Here is a 13,241-nt window from a genome sequence, read left to right as displayed (position 1 = left end):
CGTCAAGAATATAAAAGTTAAATGGAAGATTTCTTATTAAAGTTACTCTATATTTTAGAAGCAAATATTATATTATTTGTTTGCCAAGTTTTTACAATATTTGTAGTTTTAAAACTTATAGTTGATAAAAAATCTGCATCTAATATTCTTGCATGGCTTTTAGCAATATTGTTTGTCCCATATATAGCTATCCCTTTCTTTTTTATTTTTGGAAGAAAAGATAATGAAAAGAGCTCTTGGCAAAAAGACTCTATGAGTATAAATCAAAAATGCCCTATTGATATAAATAAGTATGAAAAAAATAATCTACCGACAGATGTTATAAATGTATTTTCTAGCTTAAAGGTTCCAACATTAACTTCTAGTAATACTTTTGAAATATATACTGATGGAGTTGAATCGTATAAGCATTTCCATGAAGCTATAAAAAATGCTAAGTCTAGTATTTATGTTCAAACCTATGTTTTTAAACATGATACAACTTCTAAACTAATATTAAGACTTCTAGAAAAAAAAGCATCAGAAGGTTTAGAAGTTAAAATATTAATAGATTCTTTAGGATCTTTTTATACTTATAGACACCAAAAAAGAATATTTAAAAACCTTAGAGCTCTCGGTGCTGAAGTTGTATTTTTTATGCCAGTATTATCAAATCCTTTTCGTAACTATATAAACTATAGAAATCATAGAAAAATTTATCTTATTGATAATAGAATCGTATTTAGTGGTGGAATGAATATAGGTGATGAATATATGAGTCCTATGGAACATGAAGGAATGTGGGAAGATCTACTATTTAAAATAGAGGGAGAATCTGTAAATTATTTTTTAACAATATTTCAGTCAGACTGGCGCTTTTCTACAAAGAAAGAACTAAATCCTAATTTCTCATGTTATAGTGCAAATACAAATAATAGCAAAGAAAACTTTATACAAGTAGTGCCTTCTGGTCCTGATATGGATGCAAATCAATTATATTCAGGGCTTATAACAGCTATAAATTCAGCTAAAGAAAAATTATGGATAATAACACCATATCTTATTCCATCACAAGACTTATTACAGGCTATAGTTTTAGCTAAGCATAGAGGTATTGATGTAAAGATTATCACACCTAAAAAATCTAATCATACCTTTATTGACAGAGCCAGGACTACATATTTTAGAGAGTTATTAGCTAATAACATAGAGGTTCATTTTACAGAGAAAATGATGCATGCAAAAGCTATTCTTATAGACAAGAATTTAGCAATGCTTGGCTCTGTAAATTTAGATAATAGAAGCTTATTTTTGAACTATGAAATAGCTACTTTTGTATATAGTGAATCTTCTGTTGCTAAAGTAGATAAATGGGCTAAAAATATGTTATTGCAATCATCTCAAGATAATGACCATATTTCTAATAAAAAGTCTCGTTTGATTATAGAAAGTATAATTAAAATACTTACACCATTAATGTAATACTTTAAACTTTCTCACAGATAAAAGTTGTTGATTCAAATCCAATAATTTTTAATTTGCTACCTTTGCTTACATCATTAGCTTTAGCTCGCCAAACAGTATCTCCTAATTGGACTTTAACTATTCCATTTTCAGAATCTGATAATGCTTCTACAACTCTTCCTACATAAATAGACATTCTATCGTTAACATCTAAATGCCCTGTTTTTCTAACTTTTAGTTTCTTTCCAAATTTATAGAAAACGATAACGACTAATAAAGATAGTATTAAAAATATTACTGCTTGAAGCATAATATCCATATCAGGAATAAAATAAAGAAGTATAGACATAATTAAAGTTGCTATGCCTATAAAAAGAAAAAATGTAGTAAATGAAAAAACTTCAATAATAAAACATATAATAGCTATTAATAGCCAATATAAGTGTTCTTCCATTATTTATCTACCTTTATTTTTTAAGATTTCAGAAACCCCACTTAATGAACCTAGCATACTTGTAGCTTCAACTGGGAGCATTATGGTTTTTGAATTACCTGATGCAGTAAGCTTACCAAGAGATTCAATATATTCTTTAGCAACAGAGTAATGTACTGATTCTAGCTTCCCTTCTACAATTGCTTTTGAAATAGCATCTAATTTAAATGCTTCAGCTTGTGCTAATCTTTCTCTAGCTTCAGCTTCTCTAAATTGAGCTTCTTTATAGCCTTCCGCTTCTACAATTTGCCTTTGTCTTTGAGCTTCAGCCTCTAAAATAGCTGCTTGTTTTTCACCCTCAGCATCTAAAATAGCCGCTTCTTTTTTACCACTAGCCTCTAAAATAGCTGCTTCCCTTTTACCTTGTGCATCTAAGATTCTAGCTCTCTTTTCTCTTTCAGCTTTCATCTGTTTAGCCATAGAGTCTAAAAGATCTCTAGGAGGAGTGATATCCTTAATCTCTACACGAATAACTTTGACACCCCAAGGATCTGTTGCTTCATCTAAAACTTGTAATAGTTTTCTATTCATATCTTCTCTCTCAGAAAGCATTTCATCAAGATCCTTAGAACCTAAAACAGTCCTTATATTAGTCATAATAATATTTTCTAATGCCCACTCTAAATTATTAACTACATAAGAAACTTTTTTAGAGTCCATTATTTGGAAAAAAGCAACGCCATCAACTTCAACACTAGCATTATCTTTACTAATTATTTCTTGTTTTCTAATGTTAAGAACAGTTTCTTTCATAGAAACTTTACTTGCTACTCTATCTACAAAAGGAATTATGAAAGCTAAACCAGGGTGTAAAGTTTGTTGATATTTTCCAAACCTTTCTACTATATATTCATTAGCTTGTGGAACTACTTTTACACTAAAAGCTACAGCTAAAACACAAAGTAACAATATAGCTCCAGCGACAATTATAAACATAAGGTTTCCTTAAGTTGGACAGTTATTTTATCTATATGCATTCTTAACGTCATCATTAACTGTTACTTGACTATTACTATCTAAACAATTAATTATTTTATTCATAAATTTATTAATAGCTTCATCTTCAAGTGTTTTATTTAAATCACTAAATAAGAATCTTACAGAAATACTAAGTGCTTCAGAAACTGCAAACATACTAGAGATATTAATCTCTTTTAAAGAGAATATATTTAGATTCTTTATAGGCTCTAAAATATCAGAAATATTAGTTCCATTAGCAACTAAGAATGAGATATCTCTAGAAACAGATGGGAATTTTGAAAACTTTTCAAATTTAACTATTTCTTTTTTAGTTAGCTCTACTAAGTCTAATTCAAAAACTATAGGAGGTTTTGACTTTATTTGTAATGCTTTTAGAGCCGTTGGATGTAAAACTCCTACTATACCTATTTTCTTATTATCGGAATAAATGTAAGCAGATTGTCCTGGATGTAGCCAATGTATATCATCACAAACTTTAAATGATAAATTCTTAATATGAGAACATAATGCTTCTATATTACTTTTAACATCAAAAAAGTCAACAGCTCTATTACTACTCCATGTTGTTGGATTAACATCTCCAAATATAAGACCAGCAAATTTTGGACTCTCAATTCTTTGCTCAGCATTTTTAAAGAAACAAACACCTTCTTCAAAAATCCTTACACGATTTTGCTGTCTATTAATATTAGCTTTAAAAGTATTTAAAAGTCCGGGAATAAGTGATTGCCTCATCACTGATAAATCTTGAGAAATAGGATTTTGTAAAGAAATACCTCTTTCATCAAAAAAATACTCATCATGCTTAGGATCTATAAAGCTATAGTTAATAGTTTCATAATAACCTCTATCAACTAGCTTTGATTTTAATGACTGAAGAGATTCTTTTTCTTCCGATATATTAACTTTTTGTGCTTTATATTGAGGCATAGTCTCTGGAAGCTTACTATAACCATAAATTCTAGCTATTTCTTCTATTAAATCTTCCTGAATTTCCATATCAAAACGATATGATGGCGCTATAACTTCTAAAGTTGTATTATCTATTTTATTAACTGTCATATGTAATGACTTTAATACATTAGCAATATAATCAGAATCAAACTGAGTTCCTAGAACTTTATTTAACTTAATTACAGAAAGTTTTATGGTTCGTTTAGAATTTAAAAAATCTGCATCCTCACTACCATGTATAGGAGCTACTTTTCCACCTGCTATTTCAACTATTAGTTGTATAGCTAATTTCATAGCTTGTTGAGCTAGCTGTGGATCAACACCTCTTTCAAATCTATGAGAAGAATCTGTATGTAAATTATATTTACGAGCTTTTCCAGCTATTTTCTCTGGGACAAAGAATGCGCTTTCTAAAAATATATTTTTAGTTGAATCTGAAATTGCTGAGTCAAGACCTCCCATAACACCAGCCATAGCTAAAGCTTTTTTCTCATCTGCAATAACTAGAGTATCACTCTCTAATTCAACTTCTGTTTCATCTAGTAGAGTTAATTTCTCTTTATCTTTAGCATATCGAACATTAATTCCACCTTCTAATTTGTCTAAATCAAAAGCATGCATAGGTTGACCAGTGAAAAGAAGCACATAATTAGTTACATCAACTAAGAATGAAATAGACCCTATACCACTTCTTCTAAGCTTCTCTACCATCCATAATGGAGTTTCTACAGAATTATCTACATCTCTAATTATACAGCCATAATAAGCTTTACATGCATCTATAGCTGTTATAGATACTTCTTTAGTCTCTGCTATTTCAACAACTGGATTTTTTATATGTAAAGGCTTTAATTTGATATTTCTCAAAGCAGCAACTTCACGAGCAATACCATAAACACTTAGACAATCTGCTCTATTAGGAGTTAAATCAACTTCTAGTGTATTATCATTTAAACCAAGATATTCATTTATATCTGTGCCTATAGGAGCATCTGAAGGTAAATCCATTAAACCATCTGCTTTTTCTAAAAGACCAAGCTCCTCTTCTGAGCACATCATTCCAAATGATTCTTGCCCTCTTAACTTAGATTTTTTAATTTTAAAATCACCTGGTAATACTGCACCTATCTTAGCAACAGGAGCTTTCATACCTTCATATATATTACTCGCACCACAAACAATTGTTAAAAGCTCTGGTTCTGCAACATCAACTGTACAAACATTAAGCTTATCTGCATCAGGATGCTTAGCAATAGCTTTAATATGACCAACAACAACATTAGTTACTTTATCTTTAACTACTGGCTCTATTGCATCAACTTCTAATCCAGCTAATGTAAGTGTATCTGCTAAATCTTGTGAACTTTGTATATCTGCTAAATATTCATTTAACCATTTATGACTAAACTTCATCTATAACCTCAAAATATTAAAACTGTTTTAAAAATCTTAAATCGTTTTCAAAAAACATTCTTAGATCATCTATTCCATGTCTCAACATAGATAACCTTTCTACTCCCATACCAAAAGCGAAACCTTGATACTCTTCAGAATCTATATTTCCTGCTTTTAGAACTTTAGGATGTACCATTCCACAACCAAGTACTTCTAGCCAACCTGTTTGTTTACAAACTCTACAGCCTTTACCATTACACATCACACATTCAATATCTGCTTCAGCGGAAGGTTCTGTAAATGGAAAATATGATGGTCTAAATCTTACTTTTAAATCTTTCTCAAAGAATGAACTTAAAAATGCGTGTAACAAGCCTTTTAAATCTGCAAATGAAACTTCTTTATCTACTAATAACCCTTCCACTTGATGAAACATAGGTGTGTGAGTAATATCAGAATCACAACGATAAACTCTTCCTGGAGCAATGATTCTAATAGGTGGATTTCTTTTCTCCATTGTACGAATCTGTACACCTGAAGTATGCGTTCTTAGAACATGTGTACCATCAACATAAAAAGTATCATGCATTGCTCTAGCAGGATGATGAGATGGAATATTTAATGTTTCAAAATTGTAATAATCACTTTCAATCTCAGGCCCAAACTCAATATCAAACCCATTTTGTTTAAAAAAAGATTCGATTCTATTTAATGTATTTGTAATAGGATGAAGATTTCCTTGAGATTGACCCACTCCAGGTAAAGTAATATCTATTTTTTCTTTAGTGAGTTTTTCATTTATTTCTTTCTGCTCAAGAATAGATAATTTCTCATTTAAAGCATCTTGTAGAGCTTGTTTAGCTATATTAACAGCTTGTCCAAGCATTGGCTTTTCTTCATTTGGCAATGTAGCTATTAACTTCATCATGCCTGTTAATTCGCCTTTTTTACCTAAATATTTTACTCTTATATCTTCTAAAATTTTTCTATCATTTGCCTCTACAACTTCATGTAGAGCTTTGTCTTTCATTTCATTGACTATTTGCATACAAAATCCTATTACAATTTATAATTTGCAGATATCTATTTTATAGTTTTATTATAATTATAAAGTCATAATTATAGACCTTTTAAGAGTTTTTTAAAACTAGTTATTTTTTTACTCCATACCTTGTAATAACAACGGCTCCGAACACTGCAACAATTCCACCGATAATACTTAAAGCTTTTGGTACTTCATCTAAAAATACCCACCCTAAAAATATTGTAAATAAAGGCATTACATATAATGAGCTAGCAGCAATAGAGACTTTTAGATGTTTAAAAGCATATCCCCATAAAAGATACGATAAAGCTCCAGGAAATATTCCCATATATATGACCATACTAACATCTAATAAAGAGGTATGAGAAAAGTCTTTAATTGCTTGGTTAGAAAAAATCAATAAGAATAATGTTCCAAACCATATAAAATAAGCTACAGCTTCAATAGGATGAAATTTTACTAAAATTTTCTTCTGAAAGGCTGTATATATAGCTCCTGCAAATGCGGCTATATATACGTATAGTACTCCTAAAAAACGTATTTCACTATTACTAGCAACTAAAATAGCTCCTGCCCCTAACATACAAATAGTTAAGCCTAACACCCCAAATTTATTAATTCTCTCATTTAAAAATAAGATAGCTAAAACTATTTCTACTATAGGAACTTGGAAAATAATAAAATTAGCAACTCCCGCACTAACAAATTTTTCTCCTTCATTTAAAAAAACACTATATATAAAGAATCCTAAAAAACCTAATACTGCAAAATAAACTAAATCTTTTACTGTAGGTTTAACCTTTTGCTTTAAAGGAATAAATATAAATAGCATTGCCAAAGAAGCAATAAGGTATCTTACTAGTGATAAAGATCCTGAGTTATAGTTATGAGTCATAAAATGTCTGATACAAACAAAAGCAGAAGACCAGAAAAATATACATATTAATAGTGCAAAAAAGGCCTTTATATTTAGATTATTTTGCATAAAAGTTATTTATTAAGTTTATAAGATAATGTATCTATTTTTACTGTATAGTTATAATGATAATTATGAATTAATACTGAACCTAACCAAGGTTTTTCTGATTTATATTCTATACACATTATTTTCTCATCATCTTTAACTAAACAACGTTCTTTTGATTCTTGTTGTAAAACAATTCCAGTCCCAGTAAACATTTTTTCAACAACTGGAGAAGGTGCATAACTAATAATAAATTCTAATAAACTTTCTTTAACGCCCATATTTTGATTTGGCATAGGTAAACTGCTACTTTCAATTTTATTACCATTGTAATCTAGCTTAAATAAAGAGCCTCCCCAACCAGAAAGTGCTATCATCATTATATGCTTAGAATCTACTATGATTTCAACTTGAGTACTGAAGTTAGAAGTTTTTTCATTAACATGATAAGTAGCAGATACAATTTGAGAAATATTCATATCTAAATCTAATGAATTAGGCTTTGGTAATGTAACCATTGTATTTGGTAAAAATTCTACTTTAGTATCTGTATTTTCTTTATTTTCAAAAATTGCACAACCGCTTAATGAAATAAATAAAACTAAAAATAAACTCTTAATTTTCATATTCTGTTAGCCTTAACGCTAAAGGAGCTAATAAAAATGCTAAAACTATTCCGACTAATACAGTTAATCCAAAATAATGAATAGCTGGTGTTGAGCTTAATGATAATAAGCCAAATGATAATACGGTTGTGATAGCTGATAATAGTAAAGCTAACATAGTACTTTGATACTGTTTTTTACTTTCAGCTAAGAAAATAACGTAATCCATAGATATTCCTAAAACTAAGATTAATGCTAATAAACTAAATAATGTTAGAGGAATGTCAAACCAACCTAATATTCCTAATGCTCCTGAACATGCTAATACTGGAGTTATTAAATAAATAAAAGCTTTCTTAAAAGAATAACGAAAAGATAATAATATCCATAGTAAAGCTGCAACTAAAAATAGTAAGTTATTTATCATTACACGATAATGCGCAAAAATATCACTAATTTCATCAGCTTTATTAACTAAGTATACTCCTTCTTGATCTTTTACTATTGATTCTAGCTGATCTAAGTTTATACGTTCAGAAAGAGTTATAGCCATTGCTTTTTGCCCCTCTTGATCTCCAAGCCATAAAAATTTTAATTGTTGAGATATGCGAGCATCAAGCCAAGAATCTAGAGTCAATTCTTTAAAACTTATATTATCAAGATTCTTTTTTACTTTTTGTGCTTGACTATTATCATAGCCAATTTTTTCTAGATAATTAATAAGCTGTGCAGAAATTAATTTTTTGACTAAGTCATAATTATTTTTCTGCTTATCAACAGTTGGTATATAGTCACTAATACTTATTAAAGGATTATTTATATTAGAAAATTCTGTATAAATTTTTTCACTAATATTATTAGCTCGCTGTAAAAGAATCTCATTATTATCAGCTAAAACTATTAAATAACTCATTCCCATATTACTACCAGTAATTTTCTTTACGGTATTTTCTGTATTTTTGAGTTCTTGAGAGGTTGACTCTAGAATATGGATATCATCATTTGCTTTAACTTGAAAGTTTCCTGCAATTATAACAAGAGCTATTATTGTTAAAATTATTACAATTGATATTTTAGATATATTTTTCCAAATTTCTAGATACTTATCTGAGCAAATTAATAAAATCGGCTTTTTATTAGGAGTTGGTGTTTTTTGTATTACATATGGAAATAAACATATAACAGTTAAATAAGAAATAGATAAGCCTGTTATCGCAAACACTGCTAACTGATGCAGCCCAGGAAATGGTGCTATTGATATTACTATGAAAGAAATAATTACATTTAGTAAACCTAACGTAATACCCCAAAATATTCGTTTAAATCCTAATGCTGGTGTCCATTTTTCATCTCCCAATAACCTTTCAGAGTAATAGAAAAATGCATAATCTACAGAGATACCTATTAAACTAGCTCCAAATACTAGAGTAAATAGAAAAACACTTCCAAACCATAGATAAGTAACGACAAAAGCCACTATAAAACCACTAGCAACTGATACTAGAGTAAATACGAGAGGACGTAATGATCTAAATGTAAATAAAACAAGTAAAATAATTCCTACTAGAGAGCCAACACCTATAGTACTTACTTCATGCTGGGCTGTATCTGAGCCATTTTGAGCATAAAATAGCATTCCAGTTCTTAAAACTTTTACCCCATTTTGGGATATTTCTGCTGTTGCATTGTCTATAGCTTTAATAATAGTCTCTTGAGTTGTCAGTGAGAAACTATTACCTGATATTTGGGTTTGTAACATTACATACCAACGTTCACCATATTTAGTGGTCAAATAGCCTTTATGTAAATCTAAAGCTGATGATGGTCGTGGTAAACTTAATAAATAATTTTGATATAAAAAGAATGGATCATTATCTAATAATTTACGATTAGCTATTCCCATTGGACTATATAAAGATACTAAAGCATTTTCAACAATTTTATTTTCATTATTATTGACTAATAATTTTTCATCACTTGGTTTTAAAAGCTGTAATCTATAAGGAAAGTAAAAAGTTCCCCAAGATTGTTGTTCTGCCTCATTCACTCCTTTAAATATACGCTTAAATAGCTGACTTTGCTTTAATTTATCACTAAATTCTTCAGTCGCTTTAATTGCTTGATCTTCATCTGGTGCGCTAATCAAAAATATAACTTTATTCCCCATACGTGATGAAAATGTTTCTGATGCCGCAGAAAAAGCAGGGGTTGTTTGCTTTTCAGGTAAAAGAGAAAGCACATTTGTATTAAGAGGGAATCCTTTAAAAATTAATGTGCCAAATACAATAGATGAGCTAATTATAATAGCTAGCCACGCAAGAAAACGTAGCCTAAATTTATAATCCATTATTTAATAACCACATTACTAAATTTGATATTTACAATATTACCTTCAGTATCAATAACTTTAACAAAATCTATAGTATTAGATCCTTTCAAATAAATACTTTCTATAGCTTTACTTATGATATTAGCTTTTGGAGTTAGAGTAATCTCCCAATCTTTAGTATTTCCTTTAAATGAAGCATTAAAATATTGTTCTATAGAATCTGTATTTCCCTGTAATATTGACATAAAAACTTGAGTGAATGTGAAAACAACAGGTTGCTGATCTCTAGTGAGAATTGTAGGAGGATTATCCATAACAGTTTGTTCAAGACTATCTTTAGTTACTTTAAGTATTGATTTAAAAGGTTTATCTTGATTCCAGTATAACCCAGATTCTGGTGATAGTTTAAATGTCCCTGATGAAGTTAAAGGAGTTTGCAATCCATCTATATGTCTTGTTTGCTCAAAATTTCCTGAAATATTAGAATTTTTAGTTAATTGTTTTTCAACCGCTAAGAAGTTTGGTTGATCTGCTATTGGTGTAGCCATACTAATAGTTACTATAAAAAAACTTACTATTGTAATTAATATTCTAAACATTACAAATTTCCTTTATCTTTTTTTGCCAATTTTGTGGAGTAATAAAACAAGCTCTTTGTGTATTTAAATCTACAGCTAACTGTATAGTATATCCCTTAGTAAGAATCTCATTACTTTTTTCATCTTTAACACAATAAACTATCTTTAATCTATTTTCATATTCAACCAAGTCACAAAATACTCTTATTTTTTGACCAAAATATGCTGGCTTAATATATTTTAATTGTAAATCAACTATTGGCCATGCATAACCATCATTTTTCATATGAATATAATTATATTCTAATTTATTCAACATCGCACAACGAGCTATCTCAAAATATTTAATATAATGTCCATGCCACACAATTTGCAGGCTATCTACATCAAAAAAAGGAACTTCTATCAATGTACTATGAGAGAAATAAACTGTATCTTTAGACACTCTTTCTCTCCTTATTCCAAAAGTCAAAAAAATTAAACCATTCTAACGGATAGATATTACAAAAATGACTTAATCTATCAGCGTATTCCTGAGCATATTTAATTAATTGATTTTTTCTATCTTTGCGTTCAAAACTAATTCCTTCCAATGCAAAATTTTCAAAAATAAAATCAAATTTATTTTTATTAGTCCTAGGACAAATCATAAAATAGCATGGGCATTTTAATAACCCTGCTAAAACAAAAGCTCCCTCTGGGAAAGGTGCACTATCTCCAAGAAAATTTACTTCTAAATTTCTTTCATGTTTTGTTACTGAAGTTCTATCTCCAGCAATTACTATAAATTCACCTGCTTCTATTTTATCATGTAGTTGAATAGCCAAATCTGGCATTGGCTGCTGTAAAGATATCATTCCTATTTTAAATTCAGGATTTACTTTAGTTAATAACTCATTTAACTTCTGAGCATTTTTGCTAAAAACTAAAGCATTAATTTTGATATTGGAGTTATACTTAGATAAAGCTCTTGCAACCTCTAGATTTCCTAAATGGGCAGTAAAAATAATGCCACCCTTTTTTCTATTTATTGCTTGCTCTAAGTTTTCTTTAGAGCTATTTGTAAAAACCAAATCTTCTGATGTAATTTTTTTATTCCAAACTGCGAATTTGTCAATCAACATTCTCCCAAAGCTAAGAAAATGACGAAAACTATATAGCCATAAATTAAGCTTAGAGATATTAGGTTTAAGATGTCTTATATAATCAAAAGAAGCATTTCTTGCATTAGAAAAGATTAAGAAATAATAGATCATCACAAAATACATTATAAAATAAGTAACTTGCCTACCTAAAATTATATAACTCCATAAAGTAAACTTTAGTCCTATTAATCCACCAGCTTCTTTTATCTGAGACCAATGCTTATTCATTTCCTAAGTTTCCTAAGTAATAACATAGGAATACGTAATAACATTCCAAAAAATAAACGAGTATGTGTTAATGATATTCTTGCATTATCTTTAAACATTGCAAAATTTGAATATCCATCTTTAGGATAAATAACTTTAGTCGGGATAAAGCGAATATCTACTCCAAACCAATATAAACGAACAAGTACATCTATATCAAAACTCATACGACTAGCAAATACTTTGAATTCTGATAATTTCAAAAATGATTTTAGAGGATAAATCCTAAAACCACACATCGCTTCAGGAATATTTAAAGACCACGTCTCTATTGCTACCCAAAAATTAGTAATTTTACGTCCATGTAAACGACTTTTAGGTATACTTTCATCATATTGAGGCAGTCCTGAAATCATAGCCTCAGGATATTTGTTCATTTCATCAATAAATCTAGGAATATCTTTACTATTATGCTGTCCATCAGCATCTATTTGTAGCATATGAGTATAATCTAATTCTAGAGCTTTCTTTGCCCCTACTGTTACAGCTATACCTTTTCCTTGATTTGTCTCTAAAGACTCTACAGCTATAACTTGAGAAAACTTTTGATGTAGGTTGTCAATTATATTTTTTGTTTCAGAATCATTTCCATCATCAACTAATATAATATCTAAATTATATACTGAAAGATTTTCTAAAGTTTTACCTAACTGCTTACCATGTCTATATACTGGTATAACTATACATAATTTATTTTTATACATATTTAATTTTCCCCTGAGAAATCATATGTTCCCATATATGAAATCTAAAACTTATAGCATTATTTTCTCTTACTAAATGCAAACTTAGGCTATCATTTGGAAGAATGATTTTCATAAATTTAATTTGTGGAATATCACAAAACTGATATGGATCTAATTGAAATTGTTCACATGAACTTTTAATTACTAAATCTATTTGTCCAACTCCAGGAAAAATTGGTTGATTAAGAAAATGTCCATTAAAACCTTCATATTCAGGGGATACTATAAAATTTAATGTAATCTCGTCAACACTATGTTTTTCAACATTTTTTATCTCTGGATAATGTTTTATCATA

General features: G+C 29.2%; 13 protein-coding genes. 1 reads left to right on the top strand and 12 read right to left on the bottom strand.

Features of this window, described 5'->3' with window-relative positions; genetic code table 11:
* Positions 1-21: 21 nt before the first annotated feature.
* Complete coding sequence (cls, locus tag DNK87_RS01320; RefSeq protein ID WP_119330575.1) at positions 22-1,461, top strand: cardiolipin synthase; 1,440 nt, start codon at positions 22-24, stop codon at positions 1,459-1,461.
* Between the two features lie 4 nt (positions 1,462-1,465).
* Here cls and DNK87_RS01315 read toward each other — a convergent pair whose 3' ends face one another.
* The 12 genes from DNK87_RS01315 to DNK87_RS01260 form a co-directional block, all read right to left on the bottom strand.
* Positions 1,466-1,897, bottom strand: a complete 432-nt coding sequence (locus DNK87_RS01315) for an NfeD family protein (RefSeq protein ID WP_119330576.1) — start codon at positions 1,895-1,897, stop codon at positions 1,466-1,468.
* 3 nt (positions 1,898-1,900) lie between these two features.
* A complete protein-coding gene (locus DNK87_RS01310; RefSeq protein ID WP_119330577.1) occupies positions 1,901-2,872 on the bottom strand; it encodes an SPFH domain-containing protein in 972 nt (323 codons plus the stop codon).
* Positions 2,873-2,899: 27 nt separating this feature from the next.
* The gene (gene pheT / locus DNK87_RS01305; protein WP_119330578.1) at positions 2,900-5,284 is read right to left on the bottom strand and encodes a phenylalanine--tRNA ligase subunit beta; all 2,385 of its coding nucleotides are present in this window, start codon (positions 5,282-5,284) and stop codon (positions 2,900-2,902) included.
* A gap of 16 nt (positions 5,285-5,300) precedes the next feature.
* Positions 5,301-6,314, bottom strand: a complete 1,014-nt coding sequence (gene pheS / locus DNK87_RS01300; RefSeq protein WP_119330579.1) for a phenylalanine--tRNA ligase subunit alpha — start codon at positions 6,312-6,314, stop codon at positions 5,301-5,303.
* A 103-nt stretch (positions 6,315-6,417) separates the two neighbouring features.
* Positions 6,418-7,296 carry a DMT family transporter gene (locus tag DNK87_RS01295; protein WP_119330580.1) on the bottom strand — a complete coding sequence of 293 codons (879 nt, stop codon included), beginning with the start codon at positions 7,294-7,296 and terminating at the stop codon, positions 6,418-6,420.
* Between the two features lie 5 nt (positions 7,297-7,301).
* Entirely contained in the window at positions 7,302-7,901 is a 600-nt protein-coding gene (locus DNK87_RS01290) for a DUF3261 domain-containing protein (protein ID WP_119330581.1), read from the bottom strand.
* Complete coding sequence (locus tag DNK87_RS01285; RefSeq protein WP_119330582.1) at positions 7,891-10,227, bottom strand: MMPL family transporter; 2,337 nt, start codon at positions 10,225-10,227, stop codon at positions 7,891-7,893. Before DNK87_RS01285 ends, DNK87_RS01290 begins: the two co-directional genes overlap by 11 nt.
* Positions 10,227-10,808, bottom strand: a complete 582-nt coding sequence (locus DNK87_RS01280) for an outer membrane lipoprotein carrier protein LolA (RefSeq protein ID WP_119330583.1) — start codon at positions 10,806-10,808, stop codon at positions 10,227-10,229. Before DNK87_RS01280 ends, DNK87_RS01285 begins: the two co-directional genes overlap by 1 nt.
* Positions 10,801-11,232, bottom strand: a complete 432-nt coding sequence (locus tag DNK87_RS01275; RefSeq protein ID WP_119330584.1) for an acyl-CoA thioesterase — start codon at positions 11,230-11,232, stop codon at positions 10,801-10,803. Before DNK87_RS01275 ends, DNK87_RS01280 begins: the two co-directional genes overlap by 8 nt.
* Entirely contained in the window at positions 11,225-12,160 is a 936-nt protein-coding gene (locus DNK87_RS01270; RefSeq protein ID WP_119330585.1) for a lysophospholipid acyltransferase family protein, read from the bottom strand. Before DNK87_RS01270 ends, DNK87_RS01275 begins: the two co-directional genes overlap by 8 nt.
* Positions 12,157-12,903: a glycosyltransferase family 2 protein gene (locus tag DNK87_RS01265; protein WP_119330586.1), complete on the bottom strand. Its 747-nt coding sequence runs from the start codon at positions 12,901-12,903 to the stop codon at positions 12,157-12,159. The genes DNK87_RS01270 and DNK87_RS01265 overlap by 4 nt, the downstream gene beginning before the upstream one ends.
* Positions 12,896-13,240, bottom strand: a complete 345-nt coding sequence (locus tag DNK87_RS01260) for an ApeI family dehydratase (protein ID WP_119330587.1) — start codon at positions 13,238-13,240, stop codon at positions 12,896-12,898. Before DNK87_RS01260 ends, DNK87_RS01265 begins: the two co-directional genes overlap by 8 nt.
* Position 13,241 lies beyond the last annotated feature (1 nt).

This window comes from Pseudofrancisella aestuarii (genome assembly GCF_003574475.2).
Taxonomy (GTDB): domain Bacteria; phylum Pseudomonadota; class Gammaproteobacteria; order Francisellales; family Francisellaceae; genus Francisella; species Francisella aestuarii.
Note: the sequence above shows the minus strand (reverse complement) of the source record. Positions and strands in the feature narration are given on the sequence as shown.